This is a genomic window from Streptomyces sp. NK08204 (assembly GCF_020400585.1).
Taxonomy (GTDB): domain Bacteria; phylum Actinomycetota; class Actinomycetes; order Streptomycetales; family Streptomycetaceae; genus Streptomyces.
Window position 1 is genome coordinate 394924 of the sequence record NZ_JAINVF010000005.1, and the last position, 19284, is coordinate 414207.

At 71.3% G+C, this 19284-nt stretch carries 15 protein-coding genes, 5 tRNA genes and 1 riboswitch; of the genes, 11 read left to right on the top strand and 9 right to left on the bottom strand.

What is annotated here, in order from left to right; translation table 11 throughout:
• Positions 1-45: 45 nt before the first annotated feature.
• The 5 genes from K7G59_RS11475 to K7G59_RS11495 all read right to left on the bottom strand — a co-directional run bounded on the left by K7G59_RS11475 (position 46) and on the right by K7G59_RS11495 (position 2521).
• Positions 46-405, bottom strand: a complete 360-nt coding sequence (locus K7G59_RS11475) for a hypothetical protein (protein ID WP_225833016.1) — start codon at positions 403-405, stop codon at positions 46-48.
• A 146-nt stretch (positions 406-551) separates the two neighbouring features.
• Positions 552-625, bottom strand: a tRNA-Phe gene (locus K7G59_RS11480).
• A gap of 24 nt (positions 626-649) precedes the next feature.
• Positions 650-724 (bottom strand) — tRNA-Asp (locus K7G59_RS11485).
• A 36-nt stretch (positions 725-760) separates the two neighbouring features.
• Positions 761-833 (bottom strand) — tRNA-Glu (locus K7G59_RS11490).
• Positions 834-913: 80 nt separating this feature from the next.
• Positions 914-2521 carry a metallophosphoesterase gene (locus tag K7G59_RS11495; protein ID WP_225833020.1) on the bottom strand — a complete coding sequence of 536 codons (1608 nt, stop codon included), beginning with the start codon at positions 2519-2521 and terminating at the stop codon, positions 914-916.
• A gap of 60 nt (positions 2522-2581) precedes the next feature.
• On the opposite strand from K7G59_RS11495, the gene K7G59_RS11500 reads away from it, so the two are divergent.
• The 7 genes from K7G59_RS11500 (at position 2582) to K7G59_RS11530 (ending at position 12941) form a co-directional block, all read left to right on the top strand.
• Positions 2582-2932 (top strand): metallopeptidase family protein, encoded by a 351-nt coding sequence (locus tag K7G59_RS11500; RefSeq protein ID WP_225833021.1) that lies wholly within the window; start codon positions 2582-2584, stop codon positions 2930-2932.
• A 115-nt stretch (positions 2933-3047) separates the two neighbouring features.
• Entirely contained in the window at positions 3048-3575 is a 528-nt protein-coding gene (locus K7G59_RS11505) for a hypothetical protein (protein WP_225833023.1), read from the top strand.
• Between the two features lie 246 nt (positions 3576-3821).
• Positions 3822-6053, top strand: coding sequence for a DEAD/DEAH box helicase (locus tag K7G59_RS11510; protein ID WP_225833025.1), 2232 nt, complete (start codon positions 3822-3824; stop codon positions 6051-6053).
• A gap of 228 nt (positions 6054-6281) precedes the next feature.
• Entirely contained in the window at positions 6282-9383 is a 3102-nt protein-coding gene (locus K7G59_RS11515) for a VCBS repeat-containing protein (RefSeq protein WP_225833027.1), read from the top strand.
• A 58-nt stretch (positions 9384-9441) separates the two neighbouring features.
• Positions 9442-10953, top strand: a complete 1512-nt coding sequence (locus K7G59_RS11520) for an amino acid permease (RefSeq protein ID WP_225833029.1) — start codon at positions 9442-9444, stop codon at positions 10951-10953.
• Between the two features lie 101 nt (positions 10954-11054).
• Positions 11055-11127: transfer RNA gene (locus tag K7G59_RS11525), tRNA-Lys, on the top strand.
• A gap of 629 nt (positions 11128-11756) precedes the next feature.
• Positions 11757-12941: a PP2C family protein-serine/threonine phosphatase gene (locus tag K7G59_RS11530; RefSeq protein WP_225833031.1), complete on the top strand. Its 1185-nt coding sequence runs from the start codon at positions 11757-11759 to the stop codon at positions 12939-12941.
• A 34-nt stretch (positions 12942-12975) separates the two neighbouring features.
• On the opposite strand, the gene K7G59_RS11535 is transcribed toward K7G59_RS11530, so the two are convergent.
• From K7G59_RS11535 to K7G59_RS11550, 4 genes are all read right to left on the bottom strand, one after another.
• Positions 12976-13461, bottom strand: a complete 486-nt coding sequence (locus tag K7G59_RS11535; RefSeq protein ID WP_225833033.1) for a DUF5994 family protein — start codon at positions 13459-13461, stop codon at positions 12976-12978.
• 61 nt (positions 13462-13522) lie between these two features.
• A complete protein-coding gene (locus K7G59_RS11540) occupies positions 13523-13759 on the bottom strand; it encodes a hypothetical protein (protein ID WP_225833035.1) in 237 nt (78 codons plus the stop codon).
• Positions 13760-13928: 169 nt separating this feature from the next.
• Entirely contained in the window at positions 13929-14609 is a 681-nt protein-coding gene (gene ribA, locus K7G59_RS11545) for a GTP cyclohydrolase II (RefSeq protein ID WP_225833037.1), read from the bottom strand.
• 108 nt (positions 14610-14717) lie between these two features.
• On the bottom strand, positions 14718-15236 hold the full coding sequence (locus K7G59_RS11550) for a MarR family winged helix-turn-helix transcriptional regulator (RefSeq protein WP_225833040.1): 519 nt from the start codon (positions 15234-15236) through the stop codon (positions 14718-14720).
• A gap of 121 nt (positions 15237-15357) precedes the next feature.
• On the opposite strand from K7G59_RS11550, the gene K7G59_RS11555 reads away from it, so the two are divergent.
• From K7G59_RS11555 to K7G59_RS11570, 4 genes are all read left to right on the top strand, one after another.
• Positions 15358-16494, top strand: coding sequence for a dihydrofolate reductase family protein (locus tag K7G59_RS11555; protein ID WP_225833043.1), 1137 nt, complete (start codon positions 15358-15360; stop codon positions 16492-16494).
• A 49-nt stretch (positions 16495-16543) separates the two neighbouring features.
• Positions 16544-16617: transfer RNA gene (locus tag K7G59_RS11560), tRNA-Met, on the top strand.
• Between the two features lie 308 nt (positions 16618-16925).
• Positions 16926-17095: riboswitch (cyclic di-AMP (ydaO/yuaA leader) on the top strand.
• A 7-nt stretch (positions 17096-17102) separates the two neighbouring features.
• Positions 17103-18140, top strand: a complete 1038-nt coding sequence (locus K7G59_RS11565) for a M23 family metallopeptidase (RefSeq protein ID WP_225833044.1) — start codon at positions 17103-17105, stop codon at positions 18138-18140.
• Between the two features lie 171 nt (positions 18141-18311).
• Positions 18312-19256, top strand: a complete 945-nt coding sequence (locus tag K7G59_RS11570; protein WP_225833047.1) for an aldo/keto reductase — start codon at positions 18312-18314, stop codon at positions 19254-19256.
• Positions 19257-19284 lie beyond the last annotated feature (28 nt).

A 19284-nucleotide genomic window follows, 5' to 3' on the forward strand; every position in this document is an offset into this window, starting at 1 on the left:
GCTCCCGACGCGGTGCGGCTCGCTCCGACGGCCCTGCGGCGGGGCTCACGGCGTGCTGCGCTGAGCGGGCGGTGTCTGGGCCGGCGGTGTCTGAGACCGCGGTGTCTGGGCAGGCGGCGTGCCGTGCTGCGGCTGCCGCGCCGGTCCGTGCCCCATGGCGATCGACTTCGCGGTGTTGGAGACGGCCTTGATGCCCAGGTAGGCAGTGGTCATGCTGCTCACGGCGGTGAAGGCGGCGGTCAGTACACCGACGATCACCGACTTGTCCCCGTCGAGCTGCCACACGCCGAAGATCGCGACCCCGGCGATGGCGAGATTGCTGATGACGACCGCCAGTAACCCGTACCGGGCCCGGTCCTTCTCCACATCGGTGTCCTGAACGCCTCTGACCTCGTCCCCGCTCATCGTCCCTGCCCCCTGACCAACACGCTGGATCAGCCAGAACGTAGCGCTGGGCGGCCTCGGTGCCAAGCGATCCACAGACCAGGAAGGGCATGTGGTGAGGGGCATACGAAGAAGGCCCCGTTCGGATGAACGGGGCCTTCTGGCTGTGGCTGGGGCCGGGGTCGAACCGGCGACCTTCCGCTTTTCAGGCGGACGCTCGTACCAACTGAGCTACCCAGCCACGAGGTTTCACGTGAAACCTCAGCGGTCCTGACGGGATTTGAACCCGCGGCCTCCACCTTGACAGGGTGGCGAGCACTCCAAACTGCTCCACAGGACCAAGCTTTCGTACGACAGTGTCGCACAGGGTGGTGCGTGCCCCCAACGGGATTCGAACCCGTGCTACCGCCTTGAAAGGGCGGCGTCCTAGGCCGCTAGACGATGAGGGCTATCGGCCCGCCTGGGCGCTTCTCAGCGCGTCGGGGACGTGAGAAGCATATGGGATGGCGGGGAGTATCGCCAAAACGGTTTACGGCAAGCGGGGGGACGCCCGGCCGGACGGGGCGGACGGAGGTGCCGGAGCCGGGGTGGACGGGGCTGCCGGGCCCGGGGTCGCGCCGGGCTGGTTCTCGTCCGGCAGGTGGCGGCTGACCTCGGCCGTCGTCAGGCCGAGGCCGCCCAGCCTGATCTCGTCCCAGGCCTGGAGCCGCCGGTTGTCCCGGTCGAAGTAGAGGACCGACGCCTCGATCGGGGCCGGGTACCTGTGCTCCACCGCACGCAGCCCGCTGCCGCCCGTCGAACCCTCCATCCGCAGCCGGGTGCCGTACGGCAGCGTCTCGGTGCCCTCGTGGTGCAGATGGCCGCACAGGACCAGCGCCACCGTGCCGTCCGTCTCGCGCGCCGCCGACGGTTCGTGGGCGATCGCCACGTCCACCGGGGTCCCTGCCGCCCGCTGGTCCCGCAGGGCGCTGGCCAGCCGGTCGCCCGCCAGCGCCTCGGCGGCGTTCCCGCCGGGGGTCACCGAACGGTCCGGGGTGAACTGCGGGTCGCCCATGCCCGCGAAACGCAGGCCGGCGATCGTCTCAGCCCGGCCGTCGTCCAGGACGTGCACGTTCTTCATGTGCGCCAGATAACGCTGGGTGGCCGTGGAGTCGTGGTTGCCCCGGACCCAGACGTACGGCACACCCAGGTCCGCGACGGGGTCCAGGAAGCCGTTCTCCGCCGCCGTGCCGTGATCCATCGTGTCGCCGGAGTCGACGATCACGTTCACCTGGTACTGCTCCACGAGCGAGGCGATGATCTTCCAGCTCGCCGGGTTGAGGTGGATGTCCGACACGTGCAGCACCCGGATGGTGCTCGGGTCCGGCTGGTAGGCCGGGAGCGTGGACGTGACGTCGTACAGCTTCGTCACGTTCGTCACCAGGCGGGCCAACTCCTGTTGGTAGACGTCGAATTCCGTGACGATGCTGCGGGCGTTGCCGATCAGGGACGGCGCCGACGACAGCAGCCCGGAGAACTTCGGCTCCAGGACCGACTTCGGGTTCCAGGTGACGTACGCCTGCGCGCCCGAGGCGGCGAGGAGCGCGAGGGCCAGTCCGCCGGCCGCGAGGGCCCGGCGGGGGCGGCGGTAGACGGCGAGACCGAGGGTCGTCGCGCCGGAGACCACGGCCACACCCGAGCGTACGGCCAGGTCGAGCGTGCCGTGCTCGACGTCCCGGGCGACCTCGTCCTGGAGGCCGGAGAGCCGTTCGGGGTGGTCCACCAGGGCCTGGGAGCGCAGCGGGTCGAGCTGGTCGACGTCGACATCCAGGCGGAGCGGCGCGACATGGCTGTCCAGGGTCAGCGCGCCCAGCGGGGATACGTTGATCTTCGTGCCGCCGGTGAGCGAGGGGCGTAGCGCCATCCTGGTGTTCATCGGGCCGACCGACGCCTGGACGCTCCCGGCGATCAGCAGGCCCAGCCAGGCGCCGACGAGGACCACCGCGGTGAGCCCCAGCGCGCTCGGCCAGGGGCGGGGGCGGGCGACGGGCGCCAGTTCCGGCAGCCCGTCCACGGGGCGCCGGCCGGGCCGGGCCCGGCCCAGGGGCCGGCTCCGGTTCAGCAGAGCGCTCAGAGCGGCGAGACGGGCGCGGGCCATTGGTCCCGTATGCCCAAGTCCCTCGGTGGATATGCGGCATCGGTACCGGACAATGACCGTGTGCTGGAGATGACACGCGAGGAGTTCGAGGAACTGGTCGCCGAGGCGCTCGACCGGATTCCGCCGGAGCTGACACGGCTGATGGACAACGTCGCGGTGTTCGTCGAGGACGAGCCGCCCGCCGACGACCCCGAGCTGCTCGGGCTCTACGAGGGAACCCCGCTCACCGAGCGTGGCGAGTGGTACGCGGGCGTCCTGCCGGACCGGATCACCGTCTACCGGGGGCCGACCCTGCGGATGTGCGGGAGCCGCGAGGACGTCGTCGCCGAGACCGAGGTCACCGTGGTGCATGAGATCGCCCATCATTTCGGCATCGACGACGCCCGGCTGCATGGGCTCGGCTACGGATGACGCGGGCGCTCACCCCGGGGGGTGGCGGGGTGAGGCGGACGGGGCGCGTGTCTTCTTGCGGGCGGCGGGAGTTGGAGAGGTTGACGCCTTTCGTTGCCCACCGGAGGTGGCCGCCGTGCGCCCCTTGTACGTACCCGCCCGTCTTGCCGTCACGGCGCTGGCCGTCGCCGCTGCCGCCGGCTGTGTGAACGTGGGCGACGACGCCGGCCGGGCCGGGCCCTCGCACTCGGCGGGGCGGCACGGCGAGTCGGCGCCTGACGGCGGCCCGGTCGGCGGCGGGGGCGGCCCCGGGGGCGGCGGCGCGGCGGATGGCGGCAAGCGCGAGCACGGCGGGAAGGCGAAGCCCGAGGAGCCGGCCTCCGGCTCGGCGAGCCCGTCCGAGGTGGTCGGCACGCCGACGGCCTCCGGAGGGCCGGGCAAGACGGGCACCCCGGGGAAGACCACGAAACCGGGGGGTCCGGCCCCGACCCCGCCCGACCCCACGCCCCCGCCCACCTCTGCCCCGCCGTCGCCCGAGCCGCCCACCCCGCCGCCGCCCAGCTCGGTGCCGCCGTCGGCCGAGCCGTCGTCCTCGGCCCATGAGGCGCCGGGACCCCAGCTGGTCCAGCGGGAGCCGGCGCCCGCGGCGGGCGTGCCGGCGTGACGGGCGCGGCCTCAGCGGCATGGGCGGTGGCCCTTGACCTGCGGGCTCGGGGCTCGGTTTGCCTTGAGGGGTGGTGGGTGCGTATGGTGGTAGATCGTTTGATCCCATTTGCCCGGCGCCACCAACAGAGCGCGCCGTGTGGCGCGTACTCTCCCTTGCCGTGGCGGACCGCATCGAGGCGGTCGTGAGCGAATCACGGAGTTGACGGGCGCGTGCCGACGAGACTCCGGAAGGTTTCGCATTCGCATGTCCGTGTCCAGCACTGATCAGATCGTCATGTCCGAAAACGACGACATTCTCGTCGTCGACATGACGGCGACCGAGGTCACCGAGGCCGCATCGGCCTCCGAGACCGCTGACACCACCCCCCAGACCACCTTCGCCGACCTCGGCCTGCCCGAGGGTGTCGTGCGCAAGCTCGCGCAGAACGGCGTCACCACCCCCTTCCCGATCCAGGCCGCGACCATCCCGGACGCCCTGGCCGGCAAGGACATCCTCGGCCGTGGCCGCACCGGCTCCGGCAAGACCCTCTCCTTCGGTCTGCCGACCCTGGCCCAGCTGGCCGGCGGCCACACCGCCAAGAAGCGGCCCCGCGCGATCATCCTCACCCCGACCCGCGAGCTGGCCATGCAGGTCGCCGACGCCCTGCAGCCCTACGGCGACGTCCTCGGCCTGAAGATGAAGGTCGTCTGCGGCGGTACGTCGATGGGCAACCAGATCTACGCCCTCGAGCGCGGCGTCGACATCCTCGTCGCCACCCCGGGCCGCCTGCGCGACATCATCAACCGTGGCGCCTGCTCCCTGGAGGACGTGCGCATCGCCGTCCTCGACGAGGCCGACCAGATGTCCGACCTGGGCTTCCTGCCGGAGGTCACCGAGCTGCTGGACCAGGTCCCGGCGGGCGGCCAGCGGATGCTCTTCTCCGCCACGATGGAGAACGAGATCCAGACCCTCGTCGACCGCTACCTGAACAGCCCCGTCTCGCACGAGGTGGACGCGGCCCAGGGCGCGGTGACGACCATGTCCCACCACATCCTCATCGTGAAGCCCAAGGACAAGGCGCCGGTCACCGCCGCGATCGCCTCCCGCAAGGGCCGCACGATCATCTTCGTCCGCACCCAGCTGGGCGCCGACCGTGTCGCCGAGCAGCTGCGCGACGCCGGCGTGAAGGCCGACGCGCTGCACGGCGGCATGACCCAGGGCGCCCGCACCCGGACGCTGGCCGACTTCAAGGACGGTTACGTCAACGTCCTCGTCGCCACGGACGTCGCCGCCCGCGGTATCCACGTCGACGGCATCGACCTCGTCCTCAACGTCGACCCGGCCGGCGACCACAAGGACTACCTGCACCGCGCCGGCCGCACGGCCCGCGCCGGCCGCACCGGTACGGTCGTCTCCCTCTCCCTGCCGCACCAGCGGCGCCAGATCTTCCGCCTGATGGAGGACGCCGGCGTCGACGCGGCCCGCCACATCATCCAGGGCGGTGCCGCCTTCGACCCGGAGGTCGCCGAGATCACCGGCGCCCGCTCCATGACCGAGGTCCAGGCCGAGTCCGCGGGCAACGCCGCGCAGCAGGCCGAGCGCGAGGTCGCCCAGCTCACCAAGCAGCTCGAGCGCGCCCAGCGCCGGGCGGCCGAGCTGCGCGAGGAGGCCGACCGGCTGGTCGCCAGGGTCGCCCGCGAGCGCGGAGAGGACCCCGAGGCGGCTGTCGCCGAGGCGCAGGCGTCCGCGGCGCAGGACCTGACCGAGACGTCCGTGGTGGCGGAGCCGGCCGGGCACGACATCGAGCGCGAGGAGCGCCCGGCGGCTGCGGAGCCGTCGTACGAGCGCCGGGAGCGGCGCGGCTTCGAGCGCCGCGACGAGCGTGGTGACCGTGGGGAGCGCGGCTTCGAGCGCCGTGACGACCGTGGTGGCCGTGGTTTCGAGCGTCGTGACGACCGCCGTGACGACCGCCGTCCGTTCGACCGGGACCGGGACCGCGACCGCGGCTTCGACCGCGACCGTGGCGACCGTGGCGAGCGGGGTGGCCGTGGTTTCGAGCGCCGTGACGACCGCCGTCCGTTCGACCGCGACCGTGGCGACCGTGGTTTCGAGCGTCGTGACGACCGCGGTGGCCGTGGTTTCGAGCGCCGTGACGACCGTGGTGGCCGTGGTTTCGAGCGTCGTGACGACCGCCGTCCGTTCGACCGCGACCGTGGCGACCGTGGTTTCGAGCGCCGTGACGACCGGGGTGGCCGTGGTTTCGAGCGCCGTGACGACCGTGGTTTCGAGCGTCGCGACGACCGGGGCGGTTTCCGCCGGGACGAGCGCGGTGGGCACCGGGGCAGTGACCGGCCGTTCAACCGCGACCGCCGCGACGACCGTCCGGGCTTCCGCTCCGGCGGCCACGACCGCCCCAACGGCCGTCGTGACGACCACCGGGGCTCCGGCTCCTTCGGCCGCCGCGAGGACAAGCCGCGCTGGAAGCGCAACGGCTGACGGTGCAGGCCGCTGCCGTCGGCCGACACCGAGTGACCTGACAAGGGCCCGTACGACTCCGGTCGTGCGGGCCCTTGCCCGTCCCCGGTCGCCCGCTGCGTAAAAAGCTGGCCAACAATGCGTGCGGCGCATGTAATATCGGCGGCTTGCGAGGGGGATGCGACCGGCGGGGCAGGGGAGGTCGCGAGCGGTTGCTCCCCCGGCTGATCCTCGGGGAGGGGACACATCATGGCTCGCCATGCCTTCGTACGCCGCTTGCACGCGAGACGCGCGGTGGTGGCCGTCGCCGCCTCCGCCGCACTGGCCTCCGCCTTCGGGCCGCTGGACGCCGTCGCAGCGGGCGCAGAGCAGGAAACCGTCGTACCGGCCACGTACCGCAGCACCTACACCGGGGCCTTGCTCTTCGACGCCTCCACCGTGAGGGGCGGCGAGGGCGCCGGCGCGCAGGGGGTCTTCCACTGGCTGGAGGGCCGTACCGGCGTCCTGTGGACGCGGTACTCGGACGGCCGGACGATCAGTGCGCCGCCGCTCGGCGACGCGATGATCATGAGTGGCACGGGCAGTGACGTCCTCGCCTACCGCTACAGCGACCGGGTCGACCTCTGGAACGCGGTCGACGGCACGACGAGCACGGTGAACGTCCCCGTGGGGCAGAGCCAAGTCGGCGTCTACGGCAGCACGGTCGTCACGTCGGAGGACCTCGCCTCCCCGGACGGCGGGGCCTCGGTCAAGATCTTCCATCTGCTCACCGCCGGGTCCGACGGCACCACGCGGGACGTGATCGTCCACGGCGGGCCGGCCGGGATGACGATCGGCCAGCCGATGCGCGGTGACGCCTCGGGGCTGATGTTCCGCGTCGGTCTGGACGGTCTGCGCATGGCCGAGGTCGATCCGGACACCGGGCTGGTGCGCAGCTGGACCCCGGTGCTGCCGTACGGCAGCATCAACACCCTGCTCTCGCCCGACCACCTCGTCATGTACGCCGGGAACGGCGCCACCAAGGCGTACGTGTACACCCGCGCCGACCTGTCGGCCGCCCCGGCAGAGGTCGCCCTGGACAGCCCGACCGGCGCCAACACGGCCTACGACCTCACCGTTGTCGGCGACTGGCTCGTCCACCGCCCCGGCGCGGGGGCGCAGGTGACGGCCGTACCGATCGCGGGCGGCGACCCGGTCACGGTGGTCACCACCTCCTACAGCGGCGGCGGGATCTCCGCCGCCCCCGACGGCACCGCGCTCGTCGTCGGCCGCACCGGCGCCGACGACTGGGGCATCCAGCGCATCCGTCCGGGTGCGGACGGCAGGCTCGCCGTCACGATGGTGAAGGCGCTCCCGAGGCCGCCGTTCCAGATCCAGGGCCTGTCGCTGGACCAGGGGCGGCTGGTCGAGGCCGACGACAGTGTGAGCCAGACACGGGATACCTACGGGCGGGACGTCGCCGTGACCGGGACACCGGAGTTCGGGGACCGTTCGAACTACGACGGCACCGACATCAAGCTGTACGCCTGCGCGCCGACGGACGTCGGCTGTTCGCAGGTGTTCGGCACGGCGGCGGGACCGACCGTCTGGCTGAACCGTGATTCCGGCGGTTACGACCGGCTCCGCGTCAACGGTCCGGGCGCGCACAGCTGGTGGGAGCGCTCTGTGCCCGCCGGCGGACGGATCACCGACGTCTCCGGCGAGTACGTCCTGTACACCACCGCCACCCAGCAGTACGTCTACAAGATCCACGACGACGCGCAGGCCAAGGTCACCCGCACCCCAGGTGCCGCGGCGCTCTCCGGCGACGTGCTCTGGACGGCCGGCGCGGAGCCCGGCCAGGTCACCGCGTACGACCTGACCACGAAGAAGACCGTCGAGACCCTCACCCTCGACTCCGGCTGCACCCCCACCGAGCTCCAGGCGCTCGGCCGCTATCTGTACTGGACCTGCGGCGACCGGGCCGGGGTGTACGACCGCACGGCGAAGAAGTCCGTGCCGGTGCCGGCCGACGAGGCGAAGCTCGGCGACGGGTACGTCGTCACGCACGACAAGCAGGCCGGGAAGCTGGTGCTCACGACCGTCGCGGGCGGCACGCCGGAGAGCCGGGTGATCGGCGACCTGCCCGACACCGGTGTCTCGCAGCGGGACGTGCGCTGGACGGTCGACGAGTCCGGGCCGAACGCCGCCTACGTCGACGACCGGGAGCAGATCCACCTCGTGCCGTCCGGTGTCGCCCAGCAGCCGCTGCGGCTGCTCGCGCCCGCGCAGAACGCCGGCACGGTCACCCCGCACTCCGTCGACACGGTCCCGGACACCCTGACCACGGTGCTGCTGTCCAAGCCGGCCTCGGGCTGGCTGCTGACCGTGCGTTCCAAGGCGACCGGCAAGGTCGTCGACATCTCGGACAGTACCGCCGTGGCGCGCGGCGAGCTGAACGTGCCCTGGTTGGGGGTGGACACGCGCCGTGACGTGCCCCTGCCGAACGGGACGTACGAGTGGGCGTTGTCCGTCACCCCGGCCGACGGGACCGGCGCGCCCCTGCAGCTGAGCGGCTCGGTCCGGATCGTCAAGGGCAGCCCGGTGCGCCACGACCATGTCGGTGCCGACGGCTACGGGGATCTGCTCACCCTCAGCTCCTCGGGTTGGCTGACCTTCCAGCAGGGGACGGGCAAGGGCACGTTCTCCGGGAAGGTCTCGGCCAACGGCTGGTCGACGAAGACGGTCGCCGTTCCGTTCGGCGACCTGAACAAGGACCTCTGCAACGACGTGCTGGTGCGCATGGGCGACGGGTCACTGCGCGGCTACAAGGTTCCCTGCGGCAGCGCGCTGAGCACCTCCACGCCGTACACCAAGCTCGGCACCGGCTGGAACGCCTACAACATGCTGACCTCGCCCGGCGACCTGACCGGTGACGGGCGGGCCGACCTGCTGGCCCGGAAGTCCTCGACCGGTGATGTCTACCTCTTCGCGGCGAAGAGCGACGGCACGCTGGCGGCGGCGAAGAAGATCCGGTCCGCGTGGACGGGCTACACGAAGATCGTCGGTGCCGGCGACCTGAACGGCGACGGCATCGGTGACGTACTCGCGCGGGACAAGGCCGGGACGCTGTACCGCTACGACGGCCTGGGCAACGGCCTGCTGAAGGACCGGGTGAAGGTGTTCACCGGGTGGGGGGCGTCGTACAACGCGATCGTCGGCGTCGGCGACATCACCGGTGACGGCAGGAGCGACCTGGTCGAGCGGGACGGGGCGGGCAATCTGTACCGCAACGCCGGTGACGGCAAGGGCTCCTTCGCGGCCCGGGTGAAGATCGGCAGCGGCTGGCAGTACTACAAGGGTCTTTTCTAGCCTCACCAATGCAGTAGGTGATGCATGTCACACCCCCGGCAAGGGAATTGCTGGGGGCATGACAGATGATGCGAGAGTGAGCGGCCTGTCGGACGAGGAACGGCTGGCCCAGCTCGGCTACACCCAGGTCCTCGCCCGCCGGATGTCGGCGTTCTCGAACTACGCCGTCTCCTTCACGATCATCTCGGTCCTGTCCGGCTGTCTGACCCTGTACCTCTTCGGGATGGTCACCGGAGGCCCGGCGGTGATCACCTGGGGGTGGGTGGCGGTGGGCCTGATGACGCTGTTCGTCGGCCTGTCGATGGCCGAGATCTGCTCGGCGTACCCGACCTCGGCCGGTCTGTACTTCTGGGCCCACCGGCTGGCACCGGCCCGCTCGGCGGCGGCCTGGGCGTGGTTCACGGGCTGGTTCAACGTGCTCGGGCAGGTGGCCGTGACGGCAGGCATCGACTTCGGTGCCGCGTCCTTCCTCGGCGCCTACCTGGACCTCCAGTTCGGCTTCCGGGTGACCCCTGGCCGTACGGTCCTCCTCTTCGCCGGGATCCTGCTGCTGCACGGCCTGCTGAACACCTTCGGCGTCCGCAGCGTCGCCTTCCTGAACGACGTGAGCGTGTGGTGGCACGTGCTCGGGGTGGCGGTCATCGTCGGGGCGCTGGCGATCGTCCCCGACCATCACCGGTCGGCGTCCTTCGTCTTCACCGAGTTCGTCAACAAGACGGGCTGGAGCAGCAGCCCCTACGTCGTACTGCTCGGCCTCCTCATGGCCCAGTACACCTTCACCGGCTACGACGCCTCCGCCCACATGACGGAGGAGACCCACGACGCGTCGACGGCGGGCCCGAAGGGCATCGTCCGCTCGATCTGGACCTCCTGGGTGGCCGGTTTCGTCCTCCTGCTCGGCTTCACCTTCGCGATCCAGTCGTACGACAAGGAGCTGGCGTCCCCGACCGGCGCTCCGCCCGCCCAGATCCTCCTGGACGCCCTCGGCGCGACGACCGGCAAGCTGCTCCTGCTGGTGGTGATCGGCGCCCAGCTGTTCTGCGGCATGGCCTCGGTCACCGCCAACAGCCGCATGATCTACGCCTTCTCCCGCGACGGCGCCCTGCCCTTCTCCCGCATCTGGCACACCGTCAGCCCACGCACCCGCACGCCCGTCGCGGCGGTGTGGCTGGCCGCACTGGGCGCCCTGGTCCTCGGTCTGCCGTACCTGATCAACTCGACGGCGTACGCGGCGGTGACGTCGATCGCGGTGATCGGCCTGTACATCGCGTACGTCATCCCGACCCTGCTACGGCTCCGCAAGGGCGCCGCGTTCGAACGCGGACCGTGGCACCTGGGCCGCTGGTCGCGCCCGGTCGGGATCGTGTCGGTCGCCTGGGTCGGGCTGATCACGGTTCTCTTCATGCTCCCGCAGGTCTCCCCGGTCACCTGGAAGACCTTCAACTACGCCTCGGTCGCCGTCCTCGTCGTCCTGGGCTTCGCGGCGGCCTGGTGGCTGGCCTCGGCACGCCACTGGTTCCTGAAGCCGGCGCACCCTCGCAGAACCTCCCCCGAGCCGGCCGAAAACTGACCACACCGGCTCCGTTCCCGACACCCCGACGTGGCCGTGTCCCCGATACTCGATCGGAGACCCGGCCACGTCCGGCTATGCTCGGACAGGCAACATCGTCTGGGCCCTTAGCTCAATTGGCAGAGCAGTGGACTTTTAATCCATTGGTTGTGGGTTCGAGTCCCACAGGGCCTACCGATGCAGGGGAGGGTTGACCCCCTCTGACCTGCTACGCAGCGCCTGAGTCGGCTTCGGCCGGCTCGGGCGCTGACGTGTTTTCGGGCTTGTGCGTGAGCGGTGCGGGAGCAGGTGTGCTTCCGGTCTGCGCAGGGTGCTTGGGGCTGGGCCCAGTGGATACCCCGTAGGCGTGGGGTCAGGCAGAGTGCCCCGCGAGTGGGCCGTCTGCCGTGGATCTCTCTACGACCTTCGGCAGGCGGTACGCCCCTCACGGACACATCCGAGGTGTGCCGACACTTGCGCTTGCCGGCGACGTGGACTCGGCGTGTCCGGTCCGGTCGGCGGCTCCCCCGCTGCTGCGGGCCTCGCCGGAGCAGCGCCTGCGCGCCGGCGCACCGCAGAGCGGGCCGGTGGCTGCGCCTCGGGTCGCCGATCCGAACCGGGCGTAGCCGGAGAGGCACCGAGGGCATGTCGGGCGTACGATCCGGCGGCGCCGTTCCCGGCGGGCGGTGGAAGCGCCGGCCGGCTGATGGGCCGTCGCCGATCCCTGGAAGACGCTGTCGGCTCAGAGTGTCCTCGCACGGTTCGAGGACGGTTTCGGCAAGGGGAGCGACGGGCAGCAGAACGGACCATGACGGAGTGAGCGGATGACGGCCGAGCCGCGCGCAGATCGCTTCGAGAGCTTCGGGGAAGCGCTGTTGGGGGCGGTCCTCGACCGCGCGCACGAGCTTCCGCCCCACCTCATCGGCCCACTGGTCGCCGACATGACGGAGCGACTGGGGGGCCGCCGTCCGCAGGTCCTGCTGCAGGACTACGGCCAGCTGCTCCTCGTACCCCTGCCCGGTGAGGGCCTCGCGGGCGGCCACCCGCAGGCGATCGACGATTCCGCAGCGGGCCGCTGCTTCCTCGATGCGCTGCCCGTCGAACTGCCCGAGGACGACGGAGTACGGGTCCACCTGCCGCTGCTGGACGGTGGCGATCAGGTGGGCGTCATGGCCGTGACGCTGGACCGCCTCGACGACGACGACCGCCGTCTCCTGCGCCGGCTCTCCGGGCTGGTGGCCGACCTGCTGGTGACCAAGCACGGATACTCCGACCTGTTCTTCCGCACCCGACGCGGTGAACCGATGAGCGTGGCCGCCGAGATCCAGTGGTCCCTGCTGCCGCCCCTGGCCATGATCATGCCGCGTGTCGCCCTGGCCGGGGTGCTGGAGCCCGCTTACGACGTGGCGGGGGACAGTTTCGACTACGCGCTCAACGGCGACGTCCTCCAGCTGGCCATGATCGACGCGATGGGGCACGGGCTGGGCGCGGCCACCGTGGCCATCGGCGCCTACCGCCACGCCCGCCGCCTCGGCACCGGTCTGACGGAGATCTACGCCTTCATGGACCGTGCCGTGGCGGGACAGTTCGGCGCCGACCACTTCGTCACCGCGCAGATGATGCGGCTGGACACGACGACGGGTCGCCTGCAGTGGGTCAACGCCGGCCATCCCGCGCCGATGCTCGTCCGCGACCACCGTGTCACGGGCCGGCTGGTGGGGCCGACGACTCTGCCGGTGGGCCTGGGGGGTGCGGAGCCGGAGGTGAGTGAGCTGCGGTTGGAGCGGGGTGACCGCGTCCTCTGCTTCACCGACGGGCTGATCGAGGAGCACACGGTGGGCGAGGAACAGTTCGGGGAGGAGCAGTTGATCGACTGGGTGAACGGGTTGGAGAGGACCGGCCGAGGGGTCCGGGCGGTGGCGCGTTCCCTGTCGCACACACTCAAGCGGGCCCGGGGCGGGCGTACGACGGACGACGCCACGCTGCTCCTGGTGGAATGGTGCGGCTGACCGCACCGCCGGATCTGCCGCGGGGTGAGGCGATTCACCGGCCGGGCGCCGTCTGCCCGCCTCCTGTGTCGATGAGGATCTGTTCCGCCGAGCTGATGTTGCCGACCAGGACAGCCTGGGACATCGCCGCGTGAGCGGCCTCCGGTGTCGCCTCCGGCGGGACAACCAGCAACGAGAAGTGGTCTCTGTCGCCCCGGGTGATCAAGACCGTGTCGTCACCCACCGGGAACGAGTCCACGTGCACCACGCGGTCGTCGATGACGATCCGCGTCGGAAGCTCCTGCCAAGCCGTGGCATCCAGCCCGACCCGGCTCAGCGGGCCCAGGTACTGGGTGAGGGCGCTCAGCAGCGCGGGCAACTCGGCCCCGATGTCACGCGACCGCGGCCACCATGCACCGTCGAGTACGCCTTCGCGTGATGCCGTCGTCTCCAGCCGGAGCAGTGCGCTCCCCGGCTTCACGGCAGGGTGGACACCGCTCGGCAGATGCCGGGAACCACTGGATGTGTCGGAGTCGGTCATGAGAGGACCACCCGTTCGACGATGTGGTGCGAACACGGGAAACCGCCTCGCCCTGACCACGCTACTCCAGCTGGGGCGTCAGCCCGGCCGACCGCCGACGCGCCGCCCTGTACCGCAGCCTGACCCGACTCGGCTCCTCCTCGTCCCCGCCCAGGTCGGCGCCGGGCCGGGTGATGACTGACCAGGCAGCCGACATCGCGAGCCACCCGTACCTGCCACCGGAAGCCTGAAGGCCGCTCACCCGGTCGGCGGGCCCGGCGCGGGTGGGGGCGGGCGGCAGGTGGACCGTCGTGATCACCTGGCAGGTCTCCGTGCCCGTGCCGCGGTAGGCGTGCTGGGTGTCGGCACCGAGTCCTTCACCCCCTCGGTGAACCGGCGCCGTGGAGCGCCCAAGCCGGCGAATGGACCGCCGTGCACCGCGTCGGCCCCGCACAACCACAGGCCCGCGGCTGAACGTGCACCGGTCGTCAGCCGGCGCTCAGCTCGGTCAGTCCGGCAAGTCCGGCAAGTCCGGTCGGCTCGGCGGGATCGGTCAGCTCGGTCAGGGGCAGCGTGTGCTGGGTCTGGAGGACCTTCGCCCGCAGGTAGCGGACGTTGTGCGCGGTGGTGAAGACGCCGGTCGGTACCCGGTCCCGTACGGCGACTCCCAGCACGCGCAACTGTTCGGCCTTGTCGGGGTTGTTGGACAGCAGGTCCAGTTCCCCGATGCCGAGGGCGCCCAGCATCTGCGCGGCGGCCGTGTAGTCGCGGGCGTCCTCCGGGAGGCCGAGGGCGGCGTTCGCTTCGTAGGTGTCGAGGCCCTGGTCCTGGAGGGCGTAGGCGTCGAGCTTGTTGTACAGGCCGATGCCGCGGCCCTCCTGACGGAGGTAGAGCAGGACGCCGCCGCGGTCGGCGATGCGTTCGACCGCCTCGCGCAGCTGCGGGCCGCAGTCGCAGCGGGCCGAGCCGAAGACGTCGCCGGTCAGGCACTCGGAGTGCAGGCGGACCAGGGGAACCGGCCCGGGGTCGCCGAGGATGACGGCGACGTGCTCCTGGCCGTCGGCCAGACCGTGGAAGGTGACGAGTTCGGCGTCGGCGCTGTAGCCGTCGTGGAAGCGCAGCGGCACCCGGACGCGGGCGCGCGGTGTGGCGGCGGGGGTGTCGGGCATGCGGTCCCTCCCAGGGCGGTTGCTTCACATTTGAAGCAGTAGGTCACGGGACCCTACCGCATGCTTAAAAGTTAAAGCAATCGTGACCGGTCGCTGCGCGGACGCGGGTCATCCGCACGACGAGCGGCGCCGCCACGGGACGTCGCCGCCCGCCGTTGTCCCGGGCCCGGCGTCATCGCCCTGCAACCCGCCCGCGATCCCCGTGCAGATCTCCTCCAGCTGCCGGACCTGCTCCGGGGTGAGCCGGTCGAAGAGTGCGGCGCGCACCGTGTCGACGTGCCCGGGCGCCGTACGCTCCAGCACCGCCATCCCTTCGTCCGTCAGTGCCGCGAACCAGCTGCGCTTGTCCCATCCGCAGGCCTCGCGGCGCACCAGCCCGTCCCGCTCCAGCCGGGTCACCGCGTACGTCAGCCTGCTGCGCGTGATCTTCAGCCTCTCAGCGAGATCGGTCATGCGCAGCCGCCGGTCGGGCGACTCGGAGAGGTTGGCGAGCACGGAGTAGAACAGGTGTGGCATGCCGGCCTGCTGCTGGAGCTGCCGGTCGATCGCGTCCTCCAGCAGCTGGGAGGCGGCGATGTAGGCGCGCCACGCGCGCTGCTCCTCGGGCGTGAGCCAGCGGGTCGTCATGCGGCCAGTGTAAGTTTGTTTCAAACTTGAACCAAGCCAGCCGTCCGCCTGAGAAAGTGGGCCTCAGACAGTCCGCTCAGAAGGTACGACTCAGCAAGTCCGCTTCCGAAAGAGGACGCCGATGCCCCTGCCGTACGTGCTGCTGTCCGCCGCCGTCTCCCTCGACGGCTACCTGGACGACACCGGCCCCGAGCGACTCCTGCTGTCCAGCCCGGCCGACTTCGACCGGGTCGACGAGACACGGGCCTCGGCCGACGCCGTCCTCATCGGCGCCGGCACCCTCCGAGCGGACAACCCACGGCTCCTGGTCAACTCCCCGGAGCGCCGCGCGGCCCGCGTCGGTGCGGGCAGGCCGGAGTATCCGCTGAAGGTGACGGTCACCGCCTCCGGTGACCTCGACCCGGCCGCCTGCTTCTGGCACACCGGCGGCGAGAAGCTCGTCTACACCACCGACGAGGGCGCCGAGCGGGCCCGCCGCCTCGGTGTCGCAGCCGATGTCGTGCCGCTCGGCCCCGGCCTCGACTGGCGGGCCCTGCTGGAGCACCTGCACGACGTGCGCGGCGTACGGCGCCTGATGGTCGAGGGCGGCGGCACCGTCCACACCCAGCTCCTCCAGCAGGGCCTCGCCGACGAACTCCAGCTGGTCCTCGCCCCTCTGCTCGTCGGGGACCCGAAGGCCCCCCGGCTGTTCGGCCCGGGTGCGTACCAGGCCGGTCGTCTCCGTCTCACCGAGACCCGCCGCATCGAGGACGTCGTACTGATGCGGTACGAGCCGACCGCGCCCGGAACCGGCCGGTCGGTCACGGCCGCCGACCGGCACTGGACGCGCATCGCATGCGAGCTGGCAGCGCTGTGCCCGCCCTCGGAGACGGCGTTCAGCGTGGGGGCGGTGGTGGTGGCCGAGGACGGGACCGAGCTGGCGCGCGGCCACTCGCGGGAGGGTGGCGACCCGGTCGTCCACGCGGAGGAGGCGGCGCTGGCGAAGATCGGCCCGGCCGACCCGAGGCTGCCCTCGGCCACCGTCTACAGCAGCCTGGAGCCCTGTGCCCGCCGGGCCTCACGGCCCGCTCCCTGTGCGCGGCTGATCCTGTCGGCGGGGGTGCGGCGGGTGGTCACGGCCTGGCGCGAGCCGGACACGTTCGTGGCGGCGGCCGACGGTACCGGACTGCTGTCGGCCGAGGGCGTCGACGTCGTCCTGCTGACCGAGTACGAGGAGTCGGCCATGGCGCCGAACCGTCACCTGCTGACCGGTGAATAAACCGGTGTGCTCGCCGCCCCGCGGATGGCGTACACTAGAGCCATACCGACGCGGGGTGGAGCAGCTCGGTAGCTCGCTGGGCTCATAACCCAGAGGTCGCAGGTTCAAATCCTGTCCCCGCTACTGAAGGCTCAGGGCCGGAATCCAGTACATGGATTCCGGCCCTGAGTGTTTGCGTCATCGGATGGCTTCGGGTGGCGCAGACACTCAGGGTGACCGGTCGACAGCCGTACGCATAATATCTGAGTCACCATCAAAAACACCGTGACTCCTGAATCCCGGTCAAGTCGCCCTTTTTCTCTCGGTTATGACGCTTATATCCACCCCGCAACGCGTTAATGATCAAGCTGAACGGCTTGGAATCTGACAGCTGGGTCTATTAACGTTCGATAACGCAGCGCGGTCGTCCCAGCCGTCACCAGAGGCGGCTCCGCGCTCACGCGCCGAATCCCGTGAGGGAACCGGGGAACCACCACCTTGGGGTGAATCGCGCGGACGCCGTCATGAACTCGAGCGAGTCCACGACAGGCTCCCGCGTGTAGGAGACCTTCCTGCTCCGAACCCGTCAGCTAACCCGGTAGGCGGAGGAAGGAAAGGAGTGCGCCCGCGTGGCGTCCAACCGGCCTGCCCCAGAAGCCCCGTTCATCCCGGCTCAGCGCGAGACCGAAGCCTTCGGCTACGGCCCCCACCCGGCCGAAGAGGGGCCCTGGGAGGAGTGGAACCCCACCGAGGAGTCCGTCCGCCCGGTCCGCGGCCGGCACCGTGTCGCCAAGCAGCGCGGCGGACTCGCGCGCAGCTCCACCGTCCTCGGCGTCGGCGTCCTGGCCGCGGTCGGCGCGGGCGGCATCGCCAGCGCAAACTCCGGCAAGCCCCCGGTCGCCGTCTCGCTGCCCGACCTGCCCTCCTCCGTCGACTCCCTGCTCGAGGACGGTTCCCCGCACGCGCCCGAGGCGGCCACCGAGGACACGCTCAGCCAGGTCGGCGTGGACTCCGCGGACGCGCGGAGCAACACGGACGCGGGTGAGGCCCTGCGCAACCGGATCATGGCCCAGGCCGAGCAGCAGCAGGGCCAGGCCGACAGCAAGGCCACCGCCGCTGCGGTCGCCGCCGCCGAGAAGCAGACGGACGCCGCGGCTGCGAAGGCGGAGCAGGAGGCCGCCGCCAAGGCCGCCGCCGCCAAGGAGCAGGCCGAGGCCATCGCGAAGAAGAAGGCCGAGGCCGAGCGCCTGGCCCAGCTGGCCAAGCAGTTCACCCTGCCCGTCGTCTCGTACACCCTGACCGGCACCTTCGGGCAGCCCGGCTCGATGTGGTCCTCCGGCTACCACACCGGCCTCGACTTCGCCGCTCCCACGGGCACGCTCATCAAGGCCGTCCACAGCGGCACCGTCACGCAGGCGGGCTGGGCCGGCGCCTACGGCTACCGGACCGTGCTGACCCTGGACGACGGCACCGAGCTGTGGTTCTGCCACCAGTCCTCGATCAACGTCAGCGTCGGCCAGAAGGTCAACACCGGCGACGTCATCGGCCGCATCGGCGCCACCGGCAACGTCACCGGCCCGCACCTCCACCTGGAGGTCCACCCCGGCGGCCAGGCGACCGCCGTCGACCCGATGACCTGGCTGCGCGACAAGGGCCTCAACCCCTGATCCGTCCCGCCTCCGCGGACACCACCCCCCGCCCCGGCGGTCCTGACGGCACCCCCCCGACGTCAGGGCTGCCGGTTCGCTTCCGGCGCGCGCCCCTGCCCCTCGCGTTTCCGGCGCCCCGCCGCCCCGCTGCACGGAATGTGACCACCGGTGCCGGTGTTGCCGCAGAGCATGACTGCTCTGCGCACACTCGGCTCCTCCGACCTGGAAGTCTTCCCGCTCGCCCTCGGCGGCAACGTCTTCGGCTGGACCGCCGACGAGGAAACGTCCTTCGCCGTCCTCGACGCCTACGCGGCGGCCGGCGGCAACTTCGTCGACACCGCGGACTCCTACTCGGCCTGGGCCGAGGGCAACAGGGGTGGCGAGTCGGAGACCATCATCGGCAAGTGGCTGAAGGCCCGTGGCAACCGCTCCGACATCGTCGTCGCGACCAAGGTCAGCCAGCACCCGGACTACCAGGGCCTGTCCGCGGCCACCATCAAGGCCGCCGCGGACGCCTCCCTGCGCCGTCTGGGCACCGACCACATCGACCTCTACTACACCCACTTCGACAAGCCCGAGGTGCCGGTCGAGGAGATCATCGGCGCCCTGGACGAGCTGGTGAAGGCCGGGAAGGTCCGGCACATCGCGGCCTCCAACATCACCCCGGAGCGCCTCCAGGCCTCCCTCGACTTCTCCCGCCGCGAGGGCCTCGCCCGTTACGTCGCCCTCCAGCCCCACTACAACCTGGTCTCCCGCGACACCTACGAGGGCCCGCTGCGCGACCTCACCGCCCGCGAGGGCCTCGCGGCCGTCCCGTACTTCTCGCTGGCCTCGGGTTTCCTCACCGGCAAGTACCGTCCCGGTACGACGGTCGACAGCGCCCGCGCCGGCGCGGCCGCGAAACACCTGGACTCCGAGCGCGGACGCCGTGTCCTCGCTGCCCTGGACGAGATCGCCGAGGCCCACGAGGCCTCCGTGGCCACCGTCGCCCTCGCCTGGCTGGCGGCCCAGCCGACGATCACGGCACCGATCGCCTCCGCACGGACGGTGGACCAGCTGCCGGCACTGCTGGGCGTGGCGGAGCTGAGGCTGACGGACGCGGACCTGAAGCAGCTGGCGGAGGCGTCGGCCTAGCACCGTCCGTTCCGGCGGTGCCGCCTCC

What these genes read in the sequence shown, in the direction of transcription:
- K7G59_RS11475 (WP_225833016.1), bottom strand. Translation starts at nt 405, where the DNA reads ATGAGCGGGGACGAGGTCAGAGGCGTTCAGGACACCGATGTGGAGAAG.
- K7G59_RS11495 (WP_225833020.1), bottom strand. Translation starts at nt 2,521, where the DNA reads ATGGCCCGCGCCCGTCTCGCCGCTCTGAGCGCTCTGCTGAACCGGAGC.
- K7G59_RS11510 (WP_225833025.1), top strand. Translation starts at nt 3,822, where the DNA reads ATGTCCGTGTCCAGCACTGATCAGATCGTCATGTCCGAAAACGACGAC.
- K7G59_RS11515 (WP_225833027.1), top strand. Translation starts at nt 6,282, where the DNA reads ATGGCTCGCCATGCCTTCGTACGCCGCTTGCACGCGAGACGCGCGGTG.
- K7G59_RS11520 (WP_225833029.1), top strand. Translation starts at nt 9,442, where the DNA reads ATGACAGATGATGCGAGAGTGAGCGGCCTGTCGGACGAGGAACGGCTG.
- K7G59_RS11530 (WP_225833031.1), top strand. Translation starts at nt 11,757, where the DNA reads ATGACGGCCGAGCCGCGCGCAGATCGCTTCGAGAGCTTCGGGGAAGCG.
- K7G59_RS11535 (WP_225833033.1), bottom strand. Translation starts at nt 13,461, where the DNA reads ATGACCGACTCCGACACATCCAGTGGTTCCCGGCATCTGCCGAGCGGT.
- ribA (WP_225833037.1), bottom strand. Translation starts at nt 14,609, where the DNA reads ATGCCCGACACCCCCGCCGCCACACCGCGCGCCCGCGTCCGGGTGCCG.
- K7G59_RS11550 (WP_225833040.1), bottom strand. Translation starts at nt 15,236, where the DNA reads ATGACGACCCGCTGGCTCACGCCCGAGGAGCAGCGCGCGTGGCGCGCC.
- K7G59_RS11555 (WP_225833043.1), top strand. Translation starts at nt 15,358, where the DNA reads ATGCCCCTGCCGTACGTGCTGCTGTCCGCCGCCGTCTCCCTCGACGGC.
- K7G59_RS11570 (WP_225833047.1), top strand. Translation starts at nt 18,312, where the DNA reads ATGACTGCTCTGCGCACACTCGGCTCCTCCGACCTGGAAGTCTTCCCG.